13 protein-coding genes and 2 pseudogenes are annotated in these 18,911 nt (G+C 74.7%); 6 read left to right on the forward strand and 9 right to left on the reverse strand.

Annotated features, from left to right (window positions below; translation table 11 throughout):
* The first annotated feature begins 239 nt into the window (after window positions 1-239).
* Window positions 240-2,369, forward strand: a complete 2,130-nt coding sequence (locus ACFWV2_RS29215) for a SpoIIE family protein phosphatase (protein ID WP_384409437.1) — start codon at window positions 240-242, stop codon at window positions 2,367-2,369.
* A 19-nt stretch (window positions 2,370-2,388) separates the two neighbouring features.
* On the opposite strand, the gene ACFWV2_RS29220 is transcribed toward ACFWV2_RS29215, so the two are convergent.
* The 9 genes and pseudogenes from ACFWV2_RS29220 to ACFWV2_RS29260 all read right to left on the reverse strand — a co-directional run bounded on the left by ACFWV2_RS29220 (window position 2,389) and on the right by ACFWV2_RS29260 (window position 12,083).
* A complete protein-coding gene (locus ACFWV2_RS29220) occupies window positions 2,389-3,018 on the reverse strand; it encodes a lactate utilization protein C (protein WP_384409500.1) in 630 nt (209 codons plus the stop codon).
* A 147-nt stretch (window positions 3,019-3,165) separates the two neighbouring features.
* Window positions 3,166-4,683: pseudogene (locus ACFWV2_RS29225) on the reverse strand (lactate utilization protein B); the annotation flags it as partial.
* Entirely contained in the window at window positions 4,680-5,447 is a 768-nt protein-coding gene (locus ACFWV2_RS29230) for a (Fe-S)-binding protein (protein WP_384409439.1), read from the reverse strand. The gene ACFWV2_RS29230 and the pseudogene ACFWV2_RS29225, both read right to left, overlap by 4 nt.
* 119 nt (window positions 5,448-5,566) lie before the next feature.
* Window positions 5,567-6,310 carry a FadR/GntR family transcriptional regulator gene (locus ACFWV2_RS29235; RefSeq protein ID WP_384409441.1) on the reverse strand — a complete coding sequence of 248 codons (744 nt, stop codon included), beginning with the start codon at window positions 6,308-6,310 and terminating at the stop codon, window positions 5,567-5,569.
* 171 nt (window positions 6,311-6,481) lie between these two features.
* Entirely contained in the window at window positions 6,482-7,132 is a 651-nt protein-coding gene (locus ACFWV2_RS29240; protein WP_384409443.1) for an SDR family NAD(P)-dependent oxidoreductase, read from the reverse strand.
* A complete protein-coding gene (locus tag ACFWV2_RS29245) occupies window positions 7,123-8,409 on the reverse strand; it encodes an NAD(P)/FAD-dependent oxidoreductase (RefSeq protein ID WP_384409445.1) in 1,287 nt (428 codons plus the stop codon). The genes ACFWV2_RS29240 and ACFWV2_RS29245 overlap by 10 nt, the downstream gene beginning before the upstream one ends.
* A gap of 136 nt (window positions 8,410-8,545) precedes the next feature.
* Entirely contained in the window at window positions 8,546-10,102 is a 1,557-nt protein-coding gene (locus ACFWV2_RS29250; RefSeq protein ID WP_384409447.1) for an FAD-dependent oxidoreductase, read from the reverse strand.
* A complete protein-coding gene (locus ACFWV2_RS29255; protein WP_384409449.1) occupies window positions 10,099-10,818 on the reverse strand; it encodes a class I SAM-dependent methyltransferase in 720 nt (239 codons plus the stop codon). The genes ACFWV2_RS29250 and ACFWV2_RS29255 overlap by 4 nt, the downstream gene beginning before the upstream one ends.
* A gap of 68 nt (window positions 10,819-10,886) precedes the next feature.
* Entirely contained in the window at window positions 10,887-12,083 is a 1,197-nt protein-coding gene (locus ACFWV2_RS29260) for a lycopene cyclase family protein (RefSeq protein WP_384409451.1), read from the reverse strand.
* A 218-nt stretch (window positions 12,084-12,301) separates the two neighbouring features.
* Between ACFWV2_RS29260 and ACFWV2_RS29265 the strand changes: the two genes are divergently transcribed.
* From ACFWV2_RS29265 to ACFWV2_RS29285, 5 genes and pseudogenes are all read left to right on the forward strand, one after another.
* Entirely contained in the window at window positions 12,302-13,777 is a 1,476-nt protein-coding gene (locus ACFWV2_RS29265; RefSeq protein WP_384409453.1) for a polyprenyl synthetase family protein, read from the forward strand.
* A complete protein-coding gene (locus tag ACFWV2_RS29270) occupies window positions 13,774-15,294 on the forward strand; it encodes a phytoene desaturase (RefSeq protein WP_384409455.1) in 1,521 nt (506 codons plus the stop codon). The genes ACFWV2_RS29265 and ACFWV2_RS29270 overlap by 4 nt, the downstream gene beginning before the upstream one ends.
* A pseudogene (locus tag ACFWV2_RS29275) lies at window positions 15,291-16,283 on the forward strand (phytoene/squalene synthase family protein); the annotation flags it as partial. The gene ACFWV2_RS29270 and the pseudogene ACFWV2_RS29275, both read left to right, overlap by 4 nt.
* A gap of 188 nt (window positions 16,284-16,471) precedes the next feature.
* Window positions 16,472-17,482, forward strand: a complete 1,011-nt coding sequence (locus tag ACFWV2_RS29280; RefSeq protein WP_384409457.1) for a DUF5914 domain-containing protein — start codon at window positions 16,472-16,474, stop codon at window positions 17,480-17,482.
* Between the two features lie 114 nt (window positions 17,483-17,596).
* Window positions 17,597-18,871: a cation:proton antiporter gene (locus ACFWV2_RS29285; protein WP_384409502.1), complete on the forward strand. Its 1,275-nt coding sequence runs from the start codon at window positions 17,597-17,599 to the stop codon at window positions 18,869-18,871.
* The last annotated feature ends 40 nt before the right edge of the window (window positions 18,872-18,911 follow it).

The following is an 18,911-nucleotide window of genomic DNA, read 5'->3' on the forward strand; positions in this document are numbered from 1 at the left end:
TGACCGCTCACGTCCGACGCGGCGCCACCACGTGGGGTGGTGGCGCCGCACGGCCGTCCGTACGCCGTCGACGACCGGAGCGGGGTCGTCCCGCGCCGGCGCTCCTCCGACGTGCCGTGCGGCGCGGACGGGAGCATCCTGGAGAGCAGCAGCGGCCCCCAGGACCGATGCCCGTGCCCATGCCCCATCGCCACCGGCGGGAGGTGTCCCATGCGTCTCCGCCTGTCGGCTCGGCCCGGGTGGACGTGCTCCCTGCGCGTGGCGACGCCGCCCGGGGCGGAACCCTCGTCGTGACCGTCCGCCCCGACGGCCCGGCGGGCTGGGACCAGGACACCGCCTTCGCCCGTGCCGTCCTGAGCCAGGACGGCATCGCCGTCGCCGAACTCGACATGGACCTGCGGGTCGTCCGCGCCAACGCCGCTTACGACGCCCTGCGCCCCGAAGGCTGCGGCGAGGACTGGTTGCGCGACCTGCCGGGTCCGGGTCTCCGCGGGACGGTGCGGGAGTTCATGGCGCTGGTCGCGCAGACAGGGTCGCCCGTCATCGCGGCCGAATACCCGTTCGAGGGCGACCGGGTGCTGTCCCTCACCTGCATCCGGGTCGACGGCCCGCTCGGAGCGCCCGTCGGCATCGCGATCGCCGCGATCGAGGTCACCGAGCGGTACCGCGCGCAGCAGCGCCTCTCCACGGCGTACCGGAACGCGTTCGAGATCGGCGGCTCGCTCGACGTGGTGCACAGCGCCCGCGACCTGGTGGCCGTCCTGGTGCCCGCCCTCGGGGACCTCGCCTGCGTCGACTTCCCCGACGACGTCCTCCAGGGGCGCGATCCGCCCCTCGGCTACCCCGGGGCGGAGGCGTCCGCGCCCCGGCGGGTCGCCGTCCGGTCGGCCGACGGCGTGTGGCCCCGTGAGCTGGTGCAGGTGGGCGAGCCGACCGCGGTCGCGTCGGAGAGTCCTGAGGTCTCCGCGCTGGTCGTCGGCGAGGTGATCGTCGTGGACCCCGCCCTGCTCCGGGAGATCCTGGGCCACGACCCGGAACTCATCGCCCGCTACCTGCCCGAGGGCATGAGCGGCGCTCTCGGCTGCCCCCTCTACCACCGGGGCCGGTTCTTCGGGTACGCCACCGTCTACCGCACGCACAGCCCCGCCCCGTTCGACGAGGCCGACGTCACCCTCATGCGGGACCTGTGCCATCGGGCGGCACTGGCGATCGACCACGCCTTCCGGTTCACGCGGGAGCATCACACGGCCGTCGTGTTGCAGCAGAGCCTGCTGCCCCCGTCGGCCACCGAGAGCGCCGCGGCCGAGACCTCGGGCACCTATCTGCCGGCGGCCGGCAGCGTCAGCGTGGGCGGCGACTGGTTCGACGCGTTCCCGTTGTCGTCGCTGCGGGTCGCGCTCGTGGTAGGTGACGTCATCGGCCACGGCCTGCGGGCCACCGCGACCATGGCCCGGTTGCGGACCGCCGTGCAGACCCTCGCCGATCTGGACCTCCCGCCGGACGAGCTCCTCATGCGCCTCGACGACCTGGTGCAGCGTATGACGGCCGAGGCGGAGGAGGCCGACGCCCTCGGGGCCTCCTGTCTGTTCGCCCTCTACGATCCGGTGACGCGCGTGTGCCAGATGGCCAGCGCCGGCCACCCGCCGCCCGCCGTGGTGCTGCCGGACGGCAGCGCCACGTACCTCCCCGTGGTCCCCGGACCGACACTGGGCGTCGGTGACAACCCCTTCGAGGTGTTCACCACCACGCTGCCGCCCGGCAGCGTCCTCGCGCTCTACACCGACGGTCTCGTCCGCCGGGGCCACGACACCGGTGACGGCGAGGCCGGCCTGCTCGCCTCGCTCGCCAGGCTGGTACGGGACGGGGCGCCCCTCGACCGGATCGGACCCAGGCTGATCGCAGCTCACCCCGCCCACGAGTGTCCCGACGACGACGTCACCCTGCTGCTCGCCCGCACCCGGGCGGTGGCCGAGGAGTCCCTGGCGACCTGGGAGTACCCCGCCGACCCGGCCGCCGTGCACGAGGCCCGTGCCGACGTCAACGCCCGCCTGCAGGCCTGGGGCCTGGACGAGCCGGCGTTCGCCACGGAGCTGATCGTCAGCGAGCTCGTCACCAACGCCCTGCGCCACGCGGGCGGCCCCATCGTCCTGCGCCTGATCCGCGACCGCGTCCTGGTCTGCGAGGTGTCCGACCCCAGCAACACCCAGCCCCGGCTGCGCCGCGCGCTGAACACCGAGGAGGGCGGCCGCGGCCTCTTCCTCGTCGCCCAGCTGTCGACCCGCTGGGGCTGCCGCTACGGGGCGCGCGGCAAGACGATCTGGACGGAGCAGGCCCTTCCCCCGTCGCTCCCGCCTCTCCCCGCCCTCTGAACCCCCGGCACCGCCCCCGTCATACCTCGGTGCGGACGATCACCACGAGCGTGCGCGGGCCGTGAACGCCCTCCACCCGCTCCAGTTCGATGTCCGACGTCGCGGACGGCCCGCTGATCAAGGTCGTCGGCCGTTCGGGGACCAGCCGTGCCAGGGCCTCGGGGACCCCGACGGCGAGGGAGGAGAGGTCGACCACGCACACGTGGACGTCGGGGACGAGGGACAGCGCCCGGCGCCCTTGGTCGGCCGAGCCGTCGAGGAAGATCGTCCCGGTCTCGGCACAGCTCACCGCCGTGGACGTCACCACCGCGTCGAACGTGGCCAGGTCCGGCGGCGGCACGTCGGCGCCGTCCTCCTCCACGACGCCGTCCCAGTCCGCGAGCCAGGACCGGTCGAGGCCGGCGGGCACCCCGACGCGCCGGGCGCCGAGACCGTCGAGGACGTCCGCGAGGGCCGTCGCGGTCTCCGCCGCCGTACATGTCCTCACCTGCGCCCCGTAGTCGACGAGCCGGTCCGTGAACAGCGCGAGCCGCTCGGCGTCCGGGAGGTCACGGCCCCGCCGATAGGCACGATCCACCGCGGCCGCCGGCTGCGGGGCGAGCGCCAGCGCGTCACGCACCCGGCCGAGCACGGTCTCGCGTGCGGTCATCGGTCCTCCCGGGAGTTGCCGTCGTGGTGTCGGGGCGGGGCCGTTACTGGGGGCGGAGTCGGCGCCGGGGGGTGCGTCCGTGCGTGCACCCGGGTCCGTACGCGTACCCAGGTTCGTACGTACACCCGCTTCCGTACGCCTACTCGGGTCCGCGCCGGTACTCGGGGCCGCGTCGGCGAGAGCGCGTCGGCCTTCTTCGGAGGCGTACCACTCGCGGAAGGTCTGCCGGGGCGGGGCCGGGGTGTCGCGGCTGTCGCTCCAGCCCCGCAGGGGTGGCGGCAGGTGGGAGATCGTGCCGTCCCGCCCGGCGGCGACGCGGCCGAGCCGCGCGGCCTTCTGCGCGGCCGTGTACAGCTTCGGGCGGCCCATGACGGCGGCCGCGGCCCGCATGGCGAGCCGCTCGGCGCTCCGGCCGGTCTGCTCGGTGTCCTGGTGGCGCAGCTCCACGAGCAGCGACGGGATGTCGATCTTCACGGGGCAGGCGTCGTAGCAGGCGCCGCAGAGCGTGGAGGCGTAGGGCAGCGAGGAGTTGGGGTCGTTCTTCGCGGCGTGCATGCCGGCGAGCTGCGGAGTGAGCACGGCGCCGATCGGGCCGGGGTAGGTCGACCCGTAGGCGTGACCGCCGACCCGCTCGTACACCGGACAGACGTTCAGGCAGGCGGAGCAGCGGATGCAGTTCAGGGCCTGTCGGCCGACGGCGTCGGCGAGCGCGGCGGTGCGTCCGTTGTCGAGCAGGACCAGGTGGAACTCCTGCGGGCCGTCGCCCGGTGCGACGCCCGTCCACAGCGAGGTGTAGGGGTTCATGCGTTCACCGGTGGAGGACCGCGGCAGCAGTTGGAGGAAGACCTCCAGGTCGGCGTAGCGCGGCAGGACCTTCTCGATGCCCATGACGGTGATCAGGGTGCGCGGCAGCGTCAGACACATCCGGCCGTTGCCCTCGGACTCGACGACGCAGAGCGTGCCCGTGTCCGCGATCCCGAAGTTGGCGCCGGAGACGGCGACGGGGACGGTCAGGAACTTCTCGCCGAGGTAGGCACGGGCGGCGGCGGCCAGTTCCGCGGGCACGGAGCTCAGACCCGGATCGACGCCCGGGATCCTCGCGAGGAAGATCCGGCGGATCTCCTCGCGGTTGCGGTGGATCGCGGGCACCAGGATGTGCGAGGGCCGGTCGTCGGCGAGCTGCACGATCAACTCGGCGAGGTCGGTCTCGTGGGCGGTGACGCCGTGGCTCTCCAGGTGCTCGTTGAGGCCGATCTCCTGCGTCGCCATCGACTTGACCTTGATGACCTCGCGGCTTCCGGTGGCGGCGACGAGCCGGGTGACGATCGTGTTCGCCTCCGCCGCGTCCCGGGCCCAGTGCACCGTGCCGCCGGCCTCGGTGACCTTCGTCTCCAGCTGTTCGAGCAGTTCGGGCAGCCGGTTCATGGTGTCGGTCTTGATCTCCGCGCCGGCGGAGCGCAGTTCCTCCCAGTCGGGCACCTCCGCGGTGACGGCCAGGCGCTTGGCTCGAATGGTGTGCGTCGCCTTGTGGAGGTTGGAACGCAGCTGGGCGTTGCCCAGTTCGGCGGCGGCAGCCTTCGGGAACGCCCGGTCGCCCCTCAGATTGCCTTCGCCGTACGGGGATCGGGGCGGGGTGGCGGGCATGCCGAGGAACGTGCTGCTCATCGTGCGGCCTCCGTCAGGGGGAGCGGCGAGGTGCGGGTGGCGGCCAGGATCTGGGCGAGATGGAGCGTGCGGGTACCGGACCGGACGCGGGACAGACCGCCGCCGATGTGCATCAGGCACGAGGAGTCCCCGGCGGTGCAGACGGCGGCGCCGGTCGACGCCACGTTGCCGAGCTTGTCGGCGAGCATGGCGGAGGAGGTGGCGGCGTTCTTGACGGCGAAGGTCCCGCCGAAGCCGCAGCAGGCGTCCGCCTCGGGCAGTTCGACCAGGTCGATGTCCTCGACGGCCCGCAGGAGGCGCAGCGGTTTGTCCTCCACGCGGAGCATCCGCAGGGAGTGGCAGGTCGGGTGGTAGGTGACGCGGTGCGGGAAGTAGGCGCCGACGTCCACGGTGCCGGCGACGTCGACCAGGAACTCGGACAGTTCGTACGTCTTGTCCTTCACCGCTGCGACACCGGCGCGCAGGGCGGGGTCGCCGTACCGGTCGGCGACGGTCGCGTGCTGGTGGCGCACGCTTCCGGCGCACGAACCGGAGGGCATGACGACGGCTTCGACGTCAGGGTCGCCGAACTGCTCGGCGTAGGCGCGGACCAGGCGTACCGGTTCGCGCTGGTAGCCGGTGTTGATGTGCATCTGGCCGCAGCAGGTCTGGCCCGGCGGGAACACCAGCTCGTGGCCGAGCCGGGTGAGCAACAGGGCTGTCGCCCGCACCGCGTCGGGGAAGAGCGTGTCGCCCAGACAGGTGGCGAAGAGTCCGATGCGCATGGGGGACCTCCACGGTCGAAGTATGGTCCGACCTTACTCGGGGCATCACTCGCCCTCAAGCCGTGACCACCATATGGTCAGACCTTAGAAGGTGCCGCGGACGCGCGGGGGTCCGTCGGTCATTCGCCGGGCGTCACGGGCTGCCGCCTGCCGACGACCGCGCCGTGGAAACCGCGGATGTGCCGCTCGACCAGGTCGGCCGCCGCGGCGCCCTCGCCGGCCCGGAGGAGGCGGAGCAGCTCGACGTGCTCGTCATGGAGCCGGTCCGCGGTCGCGGGCCAGTCCTCGGCCGCCTCCTCCGCCTCCAGGATCAGCGCGCGCACGGACTCCCGTACGGCGGAGGTCAGGGTCGAGACGAGAGGGTTGCCCGAACTGCGGGCGATCAGCACGTGGAAGGCGGTGTCCAGGTCGTTGTACGTGACGACGTCCGCACCGGCGTCCCGCATCCGGGCGAGCAACGCCTCCGCCTCCGCCAGGTCCTCCTCGGACGCCGACCGGGAGGCCGCCTCGAAACTGGACCGCTCCAGCACGACACGCGCTTCGAGCACGTCGTCGACGCCGTAGCTGCCGAGGGCGAGGTGGAGTCGCAGCACCCGGCCGAGCGCGTCGTCCGGGTTGCGTACGATCCGCGCGCCCGCGTCGGGCCCGCGTCCCACGTTCGCGACCAGCGCGCCGATGGTCTCCAGGACCCGCAGCGCCTCTCGCAGCGCTGACCGGCTCACCCCCAGCTCCAGGGCCAGTTCCCGCTCGGGCGGCAGGCGGTCGCCCGCCTTGAGTTCACCCGCGAGCACCTGCCGCTCGATGCTCTCCAGCACGAGTTCGTGCGTCCGCGACTGCCGCACGGGTCGCCACTGGGCCGTCACGGGTGCCTCCCCTGTCGATGAACGCGCACGGCACGGAGGGACCGCGCCGCGATCGGGCCATCCTAACTTTGGTCCGACCACAGCCCGGGGCCCGGCGACCCGGCGCCGCCGACCGTCAGGGCGACGGAACGTCACCGCGTCACCGCGTCACCGCGTCACCGCGTCACCGCGTCACCGCGTCACCGCGTCAAGGATCAGGTCCACCGCCTCGTCGACGGTCCGTCCACGCGGCAGCGTCGGCGGGGTTCCGCAGACGGCGCGTTCCGCGAAGCCCGACTCCACATGGGGCAACCGGATGTCCAGGACGGCCGGGCCCGCGCGCCGTCGTTCACGGCGGACCGAGGTCAGCCACGTCGCGAGGGCGGCCTTCGAAGCGGCGTAGTCCGCCATGCCGGCCGGCGCGGCGTCCACGACGACGCCGGTCACCGCGGCGAGCACACCGCCCGCCGGGACGGCGCCGAGGGCCGCGCGGAGGACGGCCATGGGAGCCAGCGCGTTGACCGTCAGGAGGTGCTCGGCGGTCGCGTCGCCGACCGCCTCGACCGGACCGAATCCCGCGACGCCGACGCAGACCACGACCGCGTCCAGACCCCCGAGTTCGCCGACGGCCCAGGGGACCGTCGAGGCGCATCCGTCCAGGTCGTAGGCGTCGAGACGGCGGGCCGGCGCGTCGCCGCAGGCGGCGGAGACCCGGGCCAGGGAGCCGGGGTCGCGGCCCGCGACGGCGACCCGGGCCCCGAGTCCGTGCAGCCGCACGGCCAGGGCGGACCCGATGGCACCGGTGCCGCCGGGCACGAGGACACGCGCGCCGTTCACGTCCATGACGCGCCTCCCGTCCCCTCGCGCGGGATCCCGGCGCCGCGCCGCAGGTCGCGCAGCACCTCGCGGGCCGCCCGCGCGCCGGAGGCGAGCGCGCCCTGGACGGAGCCGGTGGCGCGGTGGTCGCCGCACACGTACCGGCCGGGCGCCACTCGCGTGGTGCGGGTGAGCGGCTGCGGCGGCGGCATGGCGGGGAGCGCGTCCTCGATGGTGCGGACGGTCAGCAGGTCCCAGCCGTCGGTACCGGTTCCGTACGCCTCGCCGAGCGCGGCCCGCACCTCCCGCTCACGGCCCTGCGTGTCCCGGCCGAGGACCGAGGTCGCGACGAGGGCGTGGCCGGGCGGGGCGTAGGAGGGCACGACGTCGCTGAGGACGCAGGTGTTGAGGAAGCGGCGCCGGGTGTCCACGAGCAGCGTCGGCTCGCCGAGGGGGGAGCGCGGGGCGACGTGGTAGTACGTCGTCACGATCCGGTGTCCGGGCAGGTCGACGCCGGGAAGCAGGGTCGTGACGGCCCCGGGGCCGGTGGCGACGACGACGGCGCGTGCGGGGATGTCCCGGCCCGCGGCCGTCAGCGCGCCCTCGTCCGTGAGCCCCGCCACGGGGCTCTCCAGGGACACGGCACCGTGGGGCAGGGCGGCGGCGAGCGCCCGAGGGACCGCTCCGACACCTGCGGTGGGCAGGCACAGGGTGCCGCGCAGCATGCTCCGCCACACCAGGTGGAACACGCGGGCGGAGGTCTCCAGGTCCTCTTCGAGGAAGACCCCCGACAGGAAGGGGCGGAAGAACCTCTCGACGAACGCGTCGGAGATCCCCGCGTCCGCGAGCGCGGTGCGGGTGGTGGTGTCCGCGCGCCGCTTGCGGCGACCGGGGGGCGCCAGCATGTCCCGGGCGGACAGCACGGCGAGGGCGGCCAGGTCGCGGGTCCCGGCGAGGCGGCCCGGCAGCAGGTCGGGCGGGGTACGCGGGCGGCGGGTCGGGTCGGTGAAGCGGAGTCGGCCCGCCGGGCCGTGGATGAGGACACCGGGGGTGAAGGGCCGCAGCCGCAGGTGCCTGAGGGCCAGTCGGCGCCTCACCTGGGGGTAGGACGTGTTGAAGACCTGGAACCCCCGGTCCACCACGAAGCCCTCGACCCGGTCCGAGCGCATGCGGCCGCCGACCTCGTCACCGGCTTCCACCACGCGTACGTCGAGACCGGCGGCCAGCAGGTCCCGGGCGCAGGCGAGTCCCGCGACACCGGCCCCGACCACCAGCACGTCCGTCACGTCCTGGGCTGCGGACACGTGACCACCTCTCCCGTCCGTCGGTACGGCTCGCCGCTCGTTCCCGTGTTCTCCGCGTCGCCCGGCCCCGGATGCGGCATCGCCCGCCCCGGGGAGCGCGGCCCGTCCCGCCGGGCACCGCGTGCGGCGTCCGGCCTCAGCGTCCCGCCCACGCGGCCGCCTTCCGCAGGACGGCGGCACGGCCCCGGTCCGGCACCGTCCACAGCGTCTGTCCGCGTACGCCCCACCGTTCGAGGAGCGCGTTCGCGGCCAGGAAACCGGTCGTGGCCGCCCGTTCCATCAGCGCGACCGGCAGGTCGGTGCGCACGACGTCGCCGGCCACCACCAGGCCGGGGTCCGGGGTGCGCACGGTGGGCCGGTCGGCGTACCCGCCCACGGGGAACAGCGGGCAGTCCTCCCGCCACTCGTGGCGGACGTCGACGACCGTGGCCGTACGGGTCTCCGGGTAGACGCGGTGGAGCTGTTCGACCAGGCGCCGCTCCTCGGCGGCGCGGTCGGCGCGCGGGTCGACGGCGTAGGCGTGGAGTTCGACGACGGATCCTCCGGTACGCGCCGCCCAGCGGGCCGCCTCGTCCTCCCAGCGGTCCAGGACGCTGATGTTGTCGAGGCCGCCGAAACCGCTGGTGCCGAGGAAGCCGGGGCGGTCGGGGGCGACAGGCCGGTCCAGCCACAGGCGGGTGACCAGGAAGGGCGGGGCCGTGCGCAGGCGCGCGACGCGCTCCCGCCAGGGCGGGTCTCCCAGCCGCTCCGAGCGGGCGACGAGGGACCGCAGGCCGGCCGCGTCCAGGGCGAGGACCACGGCGTCGTACCGGCGCTCGTCGTGGTCCCCGGCGATCTCGAACCCACCGCCCCGTGCGGGGGCGACGTGCTCGACGGGGCTCTCGGTGCGCACCTCGGCGGAGTGCTCCCGCAGGTATCCGACGAGGGGGCCCCACAGGGCCGTCGGGAAGGGGGAGCGGGGCACGTCGAACAGCAGGCCCTCGGCGGAGCCGAGGAAGTAGATGTGGAACATCAGCGCCATCTCGGCCGCCGAGAGCCGCCTCGGGTCGGCGAAGAAGCTCCGGGAGAACACCTCGAAGGCCAGGTGGCGGGCGCGTTCCGGGAAGCGGACGGCTTCCAGGAAGTCGTAGGCGCTGAGGGAGTCGAGGCGGTGGTACACCTCGGGCACGCGGACGTCGAGCAGCGGCAGAGCCGCGACCGGGTCCATGGCGCGTAGGTCCCGTACCCCGAAGGAGGGGCTGAGCGCGACGAAGCCCAGCGCGCTCCACGGCGGGGTGCGCGGCACGTGCCGGAAGCTGTCGCGCAGCCCGTCCGCGTGCAGCAGCGGGTAGTCGGGCAGTCCTCCGAGACGGGCCAGGGCGGGGTCGGTCCGGCGCAGCAGCCCCCGCAGGTTGTAGTACTGCCGGAAGAACGCGTGGAAGCCACGGCTCATCGTCACGGCGCTGCCGTCACGCAGCCGGGTCCCCCAGCCGCCCACCCGGCCGCCGACGTAGGGCTCCCGCTCGTACACCGTCACCCTCACGCCCCGCTCGGCCAGCGCGGTGGCGGCGGCGAGTCCGGCGATCCCGGCGCCGACCACGGCTGCCGAGGGCCGGCCGTCGGCGCGGACCGCGCCCGGCCTGGCGGGCAGGACGCGGGCCCTGCGGTCCCGGCCGCGGCGCGCGGCGGGCACGGGGTGCGCGGGGACGGTCATCGGTCGTCCTCCCCGCGCGCGGCCACGAAGGTGTGGGTGATGCCCGTCTGCCAGCCCGGCAGGGGCAGGGTCCTGACCCGGTCGAAGCCCGCCTGGCGGAGCCGGCCCGCGAACCGGTCGGCCGTGTCGAAGTCGACGACGCTGCGCCACAGGTGGCGGTAGAGCGGCCCGTCGCCCAGAAGGGTGGCGGCGGGCTGGACGACACCTCGGCAGACCATCGTCCACACGGCCCGGTCGGCACGGCGCCCGCCGAGGCTGTACTCGTGCACGCCGAGGCGTCCGCCCGGTCGCAGGACGGCGCGGACCGTGCCGAGGACGGCGTCGGGATCGGAGACGTTACGGAACAGGTAGGCGGCGAACACCGCGTCGAACGGCCCGTCGACCCCCACGTCCGCCAGGCGCTCGGCCGGCGCGTGGACGAACCGCACGCCGTCCGCCCACGGCTTGGCGGCGGCCCGCCCCAGCATGCCCTCCGAGGCGTCGACGGCGGTGACGGCGGCGGCCGGGAGGACGGACCGGATCGCGGCCGTCGACGCTCCGGTGCCGCAGCCGAGGTCCAGCACGCGCAGGCCCTCTCCCCTTCCGGGCAGGCCGAGGCGGCGCACCGAGCGTCGCAGGTGCGCGTGGTAGCCGGGATTCGCGGCGACCAGCGTGTCGTAACTGCGGGACGCGTGGTCGAAGGCGGCGGCGAGGTCCTCGTCGCGCAGCAGGGTCATACGGTCTCCAGGCGGGTGGGAACGGGCGGGGTGGCCGGGGGAACAACGGGATCGGCGGGATCGGCGGGTCAGCCGAAGGGGCGTCGTGGCAGTCCGGGCAGCTCGACGACGGTGCGCAGCATGGGGCCGACCGGGGTGTGCCGGCCGACGGAGAGATCCTCGAAGAGGTTCGTGCGCCCGTCGAGGAAGCGCAGCAGCCGGCCCGTCGGGACGCGGGCGAACAGCCGGGAGAACAGGGCGGGGCCGTCGACGCGGCCGCTGTCGAGGGCGCGCAGGAGTACCGCGTCCATGGCGCGGGACCGCGGGGAGTGGGCGGCCGACGGCACCGGTACGCGCCCCTGGCGCAGCGCGGTGGCGACCGCCCGCGTCTGGCGCTGGAGTCCGGCGAAGGCGTATCCGGTGGACGGGCGGGTCGCACCGCCGGCGGCTCCGATCCTGAACACCGAGGCGCCGATCCGTCGTGGCATCGGGGCGTCCGTCATGGGGATCACTCCGGTCTCGGTCGCGACGGTCTCCAGGTTCCCGAGGCCCAGCACGTCGTCGGCGTAGTGCCGTACCGCCGCCTCGTAGCCGCTCGCCGTCAGGAGGCGCGGGGAGAACTCCGTGTACTCCACGAGGGCTTCGCGCGGGCCGGTGGGCAGGACGTAGCCGAAGGAGAGCCCGTCGGCGGGCTGGGGGGTGCGGAAGTCCATCAGGTCCGCGGTCCCGGCGTCGAAGACGGGTCGCTCGGTGCGCACGAACCAGCCGTGGAAGTGCTGGAGCAGGGTGGTGCGGGCGGCCGGGAGGCTGCCGAGGGGCCGCGAGTCGAACACCCAGCGGGCCTCCAGGGCGTGGGGACGGCCGTCGGGCCGGGTCATCAGGACACGGGCACCGGAGGGGAACTCCTCCACGGTGTCCACGGTCGCCTCCAGGCGACGGACGTTGGGGCCGCGCGCGAGGTCCCGGGCGACCAGGGACTCGAAGTCGTCGGAGCGGATCATCTTGTACCGCAGGGGCGCGATGTCCCCCTCGATCGGCCGGCCGACCGGCGGCCGCACCCGCAGCCGGTGCCATTCCGCTCGCACCGCGGCGTCGAAGCGGCCCTGTCCCGTCTCCCAGAAACACCAGGTGCGCGGGGGCGGCCGCAGCGGGCCGGGCGGGGCGTCGACGAGGACCACGGACGGAGTCCTGGCCCCGGGCAGGTGTCCGTTCAGCCGGTGGGCCAGGGACAACCCGGCGGCTCCCGCCCCGATGACCGCCACATCCGCCACATCCGCCTTCAGCACGCGGCCTCCTCCCTCCCGGATCTGCTGTCCACCACCCGTAGGGGTTCCCCCGTCGGTGTGGATCCGGATGCGGTCGGGGAAGGCCGCCACTCGGACAGGTGCGCCCACATGATGGCATTACCGTGCATTTCGGGTACCCAATCCGCACCGCATCCGTATCACGGGAAGGGACGGAAGACGCGCAAAGAACGATCGATGCCACGACGAGAGGAACCGGGATGCGCCCGACCCAGGCGAAGGACCACCCCGCGGGCACGCCGTCGCCCCTCCCCCGCCTGGTGGCCCCGTCGGGGTCCTCGCCGCGGCGGAGGCGTCCGGGCCGCGCGGTCGCCGGCGGGGCACACAGCGCGGATCCCCCACACGGCGTCGCGGTCCAGGAGGTCGAACCCGCCGCCGTCGACGAGGACGTGCCCGCGGCGGTCGGGCACGTCCTCGATCAGGTGCTCGCCGACCGGCTCACCCGGGCCGGCGCCCTGGACGCCCTCTTCGCGCGGGACCTGGCCGAGCGGGTCACCCGCTTCACCCAGGACGGCGGCAAGCGCACCCGGTCGCGGCTCGTCTGGTGGTCGATGCGCGCCTGCGGCGGAGGCGACGGGCCGAGGACCACGGCGGCCCTGCGCGTCGGGGCGGCGCTCGAACTGCTCCAGACCTGCGCCCTCGTCCACGACGACGTGATGGACGGCTCGACGCTGCGTCGCGGACGTCCGGCGCTGCACACGGACGTGCGCGACCGCTACGACGGTGCCGCGTCGCCCACCCGCGTCGCCCGCTTCGGGGACGCGGCCGCGATCCTGGCCGGGGATCTGGCGCTCGTGTGGGCGGACGACGTGGTGGCCGAGACGCCGCTCGACCGGTGGACGGCCACCGTGGTGCGCCGGCTGTGGAGCGACATGCGCACGGAGATGGTGGCGGGTCAGTTCCTCGACCTCCACGGCCAGCTGACCGGGTCGCGCTCCCAGCCGCGCGCCCTGCGCGCCGCGTGCCTCAAGAGCGCGATGTACTCGGTCGAGCGCCCCCTCGCGCTCGGCGCGGCGGTGGCGGGCGCGGACGGCCGCACCATACGGGCACTGTGCGCGGCGGGACGCCGGGTGGGCATGGCCTTCCAGCTGCGCGACGACCTCGACGACGTCTTCGGCGACCCCCGGCGCACCGGCAAGACGTGCGGCGGGGACATCCGCGAGGGAAAACCCACGTATCTGGTCGCCCTCGCGGTGGCACGCGCCGAGGCCACCGGCGACCGGCCCGCCCTGACGGTGCTCAAACGGGCGCTCCGCGACGAGGGCCTGACCCCGGCCGGGCTCGACGAGGTACGGGACGTCCTGGTGCGTACGGGTGCCAGGGCGGCGGTCGAGTCGAAGATCGACCGCCTGTCGGCGCAGGGCCTGCGACACTTCGACGGCGCCGCCCTCGACCCGGAGGCCGGGGGCCACCTGCGCGGACTGCTGACCGAGGCGACGGCGTCCCGCACCGCGGACGACCCGCCCGAGGCGACCGCCTCCCGCACCGCGGACGACCCGCCGACGACAACCGCCCCCCGCACCTTGGACGGCCCAACCGAAGCGACCGCCTCCCGAGCCCCGGACGGGCCCGCTGATGCGACCACCTCCCGCACCACGGACGGCCCGCTCGAAGCGACCGTCGGGTCCGGCGCGTCCGTCTCCCTGGCCGCCCGAGCGACGGAGGCCCGTCGATGACGCGCACGCTGTCCGGCCGTACGGACCACGTGGTGGTCGTCGGAGCGGGTCTCGCCGGTCTGTCGGCGGCCCTCCATCTGCGGGGATCGGGGCGCCGGGTCACCGTCGTCGAGCGGGACGCCCTGCCCGGCGGCCGGGCGGGACGGCTGCAACTGGGCGGGTACCGGATCGACACCGGCCCGACCGTGCTGACGATGCCCGACATCGCCGACGAGGCCTTCGCGGCCGTCGGCGACAGTCTGTACAAGCGGGTCGACCTGATCCCGCTGCACCCGGCCTACCGGGCGTCGTTCGCGGACGGCAGCACGCTGGACGTGCACACCGAGGGCGAGGCGATGGCCGCGGAGGTGGAGCGGTTCGCCGGGGCCCGTGAGGCGGCCGGCTACCGGCGGCTCCGGGCCTGGCTGGAGCAGCTCTACCGGGCCCAGATGAACCGCTTCATCGACGCGAACTTCGACTCCCCCCTCGACCTGCTGACCGGGGACCTGGCCCGCCTCGCGGCGCTCGGGGGCTTCGGACGCCTCGACCGCCGCATCGGCGCCTTCCTCAAGGACGAGCGCCTGCAACGGGTCTTCTCCTTCCAGGCCCTGTACGCGGGCGTGCCGCCGGCCCGCGCGCTCGCCGCCTACGCGGTCATCGCGTACATGGACACGGTCGCCGGGGTGTACTTCCCGCGCGGCGGCATGCACGCCCTGCCGCAGGCCATGGCCGACGCCGCCGGGGAGGCGGGCGCGGAGCTGCGGTTCGGCGAGCGGGTGACGCGGCTGGAACGGTCGGGCGGGCGCGTCACCGCCGTCGTCACCGCGCGGGACCGCATCCCCTGCGACGCGGTCGTCCTCACACCGGACCTGCCCGTCGCCTACCGGCTCCTCGGCCGCACCCCCCGCCGGCCGGTGCGGCTGCGGCACTCCCCCTCCGCCGTCGTGCTGCACGCCGGCACGGACCGCACCTGGCCGCAGCTGGCTCATCACACGATCTCGTTCGGCGCCGCCTGGCGGACCACGTTCGACGAACTCACCCGTCAGGGGCGGCTGATGAGCGACCCGTCCCTGCTCATCACCCGGCCCACGGCGACCGACCCCGGCCTCGCCCCGCCGGGCCGCCATCTGCACTACATCCTCGCTCCCTGTCCCAACACCGACATCGGACCGGGCGTCACCGCCTGGGGCGAGCTCGGCCCGCGCTACCGGGCGGAGCTGCTGCGCGAGTTGGAGCGGCGCGGTCTCGACGGCATCGAGGCGGCGATCGAGGACGAGTCCCTCGTCACCCCGTCCGACTGGCTGGGCCAGGGGCACGCGGCGGGCACCCCCTTCTCGGTGGCCCACACGTTTCCGCAGACGGGTCCGTTCCGGCCCCGCAACCTGGTACGGGGCACGGAGAACGCCGTCCTGGCCGGCTGCGGCACCACCCCCGGCGTGGGCGTCCCGACGGCGCTGGTGTCGGGGAAGCTGGCGGCGGCCCGGATCACCGGCGGCGCCCGGCGGCTCTCCGCCCGCACCGAGGGGGCGGCACGATGACCGCACGCGAACTCGACGCCGCGGGTATCACCGACCCGGTGCTGCGGGCGGCGTACCGCCGGTGCCGTGAGCTGAACGCGGCGCACGGGAAGACGTACTTCCTGGCCACCCGTCTGCTGCCGGCCGACCGCAGGCCCGCCGTGCACGCCCTGTACGGGTTCGCCCGGTGGGCCGACGACATCGTCGACACGCCGGCGCCGGGGCCGGACGACGGCCTGCGCGGTGCGCGGCTCGCGGCGCTCCAGCGGCGCCTCGACGACGGGCTGCGGCAGGAGAGCGGCGACGAACCGGTGGTGCTGGCCCTGGCCGACACCGCGCGCCGTTACGCCATCGAGCACGCCCACTTCCAGGACTTCATGACGGCGATGAGGTCCGATCTGGACGTCACGGACTACCCCACCTACGCGGACCTGCGCGCCTACATGCACGGCTCGGCCGCCGTGATCGGTCTGCAGATGCTGCCGGTGCTCGGCACGGTGGTGCCGCGCGAGGAGGCCGAGCCGCACGCGGCGGCCCTCGGTGTGGCGTTCCAGCTGACCAACTTCCTGCGGGACGTCGGCGAGGACCTCGACCGCGGGCGGATCTACCTGCCCGCCGACCTGCTGGCGGGGCACGGTGTCGACAGGGAGCTGTTGCGCCGGTGCCGTGACACCGGCCGTGAGGACCGGCGCGTCCTGGCCGCGCTGCGGGAGTTCGAGGCACTGACCCGCCGTGTCTACCGCGAGGCGGAACCCGGACTCGCCATGCTCGATCCCGTGTCCCGCCCCTGCATCCGCACCGCGTTCATCCTGTACGGGCGCATCCTCGACGCCGTCGCGAGGGACGGCTACGCCGTGCTGCACCGCCGCGCCGTGGTGCCCCGCAGGGAGCGCGCGACGGTCGCGGTGGACGGCCTCGTCCGGGTGCTCACCGCCAGGCTGCGCCACCGGACCCGGCCAACCCCGCCTCGTACGCCCACACGCCCGACGCCCCCCGAACCGGCGACGGCAGGTACGCCCACGCGCCCGACGCCTCCTGAACCCACGGCGGTACGTACGCCCACACGCCCGACGCCTTCTGAACCCACGGCGGTACGTACGCCCACGCGGCCCACACCGCCCGAACCCGCGCCGGTTCGGCCCTCGGCCCGCCCCGCGTCGCCCGCCACCCCGGCCCGGCCGGTCTCCGAGGAGGTCGTGTGAAGCGCGAACCGTCCGCACGACGCCCCCGCCTTCCCCTGTCGCTGCGCCGCGGGCCCGTCCCGTGGGACCGGCAGCGGCCCACCTGGCGGGACGCCAAGCCGGGTCTCATCGCGGAGGCGCTGAAGCGTGCGCAGGCCAGGCCGTCCGGGAACTGGTACGTCGTGGGGGCGACGGCCGCCCTGCGCGGCGACCGACCCCTGGCCCGGACGGTCGCGGGCCGCGAGGTGGTGGTCTGGCGCGGCGCCGACGGACGGCTGCTCGCCGGGCCGGGGGTCTGCCCCCACCTCGGGGCGCCGCTGGCGGACAGCCCGGTCCGCTGCGGGACGCTGGTGTGCCACTGGCACGGACTCGCCCTCGACGGAGCCTCGTTCGCGGGCTGGGACCCCCTGCCCGCCCACGACGACGGTGTCCTCGTCTGGGTGCGGCTCGACGAGGTCGGCGGGGAGGAGCCCCTGGACGCCCCCGTCGTACCGGTCCGCCCGACACCCGCGCGCGGAGTGACGGCCGTGTACGAGGGCACCGGCGTCTGCGAGCCCGAGGACGTCGTGGCCAACCGTCTGGATCCGTGGCACGGGGCGTGGTTCCACCCGTACTCGTTCGTGGACCTGACGGTGGTCGGCTCGCCCGACGACCACGACACCGACGACCGCTTCACCGTCGATGTCTCCTTCAAGGTGGCGGGGCGGCTCGTGGTGCCCGTTCGGGCCGAGTTCACCGCCCCCGAGCCGCGCACGGTCGTCATGCGCATCACCGAGGGGGAGGGCGTGGGCTCGGTCGTGGAGACCCATGCGACCCCCCTCGGACCTGACGACCGGGGCCGTCCGCGCACGGCGGTGACCGAGGCCGTGGTGGCCGCGTCCGACCGACCCGGCTTCGGCTTCGTACGCCGGGCCGCCCCGCTCCTGCGCCCGGTGATGCGCACGGCGGCGGCCCGGCTGTGGCGGGACGACCTGGCGTATGCCGAACGGCGCTGGCAGCTGCGTTCGGCGGGCCGGTTCCCGGGGTGAGCCCGGCGGGCCGGCGGCCGGACGACCGGTGGGCCGGCGGGTGCGGCCGATCGGCTCCACCCGCCGGGCGCGGCGACGACCGTCGCACGCATGGAAGCGACCTTCTGGGACAGGATGGGCCGGGTGATCCTCTCCGACACCGTCTACCTCGCTGTGGGCCTGGGAGCGCTCGGCGCGGCCGTCGTGCCGAGGCTCGTGTTCAAGCGGCCCTTCTCCACGCCGATGGTCTTCCTCGCGGCCGGCGTCCTCGTGGCGGCGCTGCCCCTGCCCGTGCCCACAGTGGACCCGGTGCGCGACCGGCTGTGGGTCGAGCACGTGACCGAACTGTGCGTCATCGTGTCGCTGATGGGAGCCGGCCTGGCCCTCAACCGGCCCTTCGGGCTGCGCGCGTGGGGCGGACCCTGGCGCCTGCTCGGCATCAGCCTGCCGCTGACCATCGCCGGGACGGCGCTCCTCGCCGCTCTGCTGCTGGACTGGCCGCCCGCGCTCGCCCTGCTCATCGCCGCGGTGCTCGCGCCGACCGACCCCGTGCTGGCGGCGGAGGTGCGCGTGGGAGAGCCCACGGACGCGGAGAACGACGAGGACGAGGTCCGCTTCACCCTCACCTCGGAGGCCGGGCTGAACGACGGACTGGCCTTCCCGTTCGTCCTGGCCGCCCTCGCGCTCGCGACGGCGGCCGGCGACGGTTGGTCCGCGGACTGGATCGGACGATGGCTGCTCGTCGACGTCCTGGGCAAGATCGCGGTCGGAGTGGCGGTGGGGCTCGTGGCCGGACGTCTGCTGGGCCTGATGTTCTTCCGCGCGCAGTCGAACGCGCTGCGTCTTTCGGAACACATGGAGGGGTTCGTCGCCCTGGGCGCGACGTTCGTGGCGTACGGCGCGGCCGAGCTGCTCCACGGCTACGGTTTCCTCGCCGTGTTCGTGACGGCCTGCACCATCCGCGCGGCCGAACGGAGCCACGGCTACCACCAGGTGCTGCACGAGTTCACCGAACAGATCGAGCGGCTCCTGACCGTGTGCCTGCTCTTCCTCCTCGGTGGCTACCTCGTCGCCTCCGGTCTGCGGGACCTCACCTGGCAGGGAGCGCTCGTGGGCGTCCTGCTCGTCCTCGTCGTCAGGCCGGCCGCGGGGTGGCTCGGCCTGATCGGCTTCGCGGCGGGACCCAGGGAGAAGACGGTCACCGCCTTCTTCGGCATCCGTGGCATCGGCTCGCTGTTCTACCTCGCGTACGCCCTCGGGCACACCGAGGCCTTCGAGGCGCACGCGCGGCAGCTCTGGTCGGTGGTCGCCTTCACCGTCCTGCTGTCCGTGGTCGTCCACGGCGCCGCCGCGACGCCGATCATCCGACGACTGGACCGGCTGCGCCGCTCCTCGCCCTCACCGCCCTGAGGCCCGGGACGGGGCCGGAGCCGGGTCCCGGGCCGGGTGG

It is taken from the genome of Streptomyces sp. NPDC058671 (genome assembly GCF_042716475.1).
Classification (GTDB): Bacteria; Actinomycetota; Actinomycetes; order Streptomycetales; family Streptomycetaceae; genus Streptomyces.

Coding starts and splice junctions, on each gene's coding strand:
- ACFWV2_RS29220 (WP_384409500.1), bottom strand. CDS start 3,018: ATGACCGCACGCGAGACCGTGCTCGGCCGGGTGCGTGACGCGCTGGCG.
- ACFWV2_RS29230 (WP_384409439.1), bottom strand. CDS start 5,447: ATGCGCATCGGACTCTTCGCCACCTGTCTGGGCGACACGCTCTTCCCC.
- ACFWV2_RS29240 (WP_384409443.1), bottom strand. CDS start 7,132: ATGGACGTGAACGGCGCGCGTGTCCTCGTGCCCGGCGGCACCGGTGCC.
- ACFWV2_RS29250 (WP_384409447.1), bottom strand. CDS start 10,102: ATGACCGTCCCCGCGCACCCCGTGCCCGCCGCGCGCCGCGGCCGGGAC.
- ACFWV2_RS29255 (WP_384409449.1), bottom strand. CDS start 10,818: ATGACCCTGCTGCGCGACGAGGACCTCGCCGCCGCCTTCGACCACGCG.
- ACFWV2_RS29265 (WP_384409453.1), top strand. CDS start 12,302: ATGCGCCCGACCCAGGCGAAGGACCACCCCGCGGGCACGCCGTCGCCC.
- ACFWV2_RS29270 (WP_384409455.1), top strand. CDS start 13,774: ATGACGCGCACGCTGTCCGGCCGTACGGACCACGTGGTGGTCGTCGGA.
- ACFWV2_RS29285 (WP_384409502.1), top strand. CDS start 17,597: ATGGGCCGGGTGATCCTCTCCGACACCGTCTACCTCGCTGTGGGCCTG.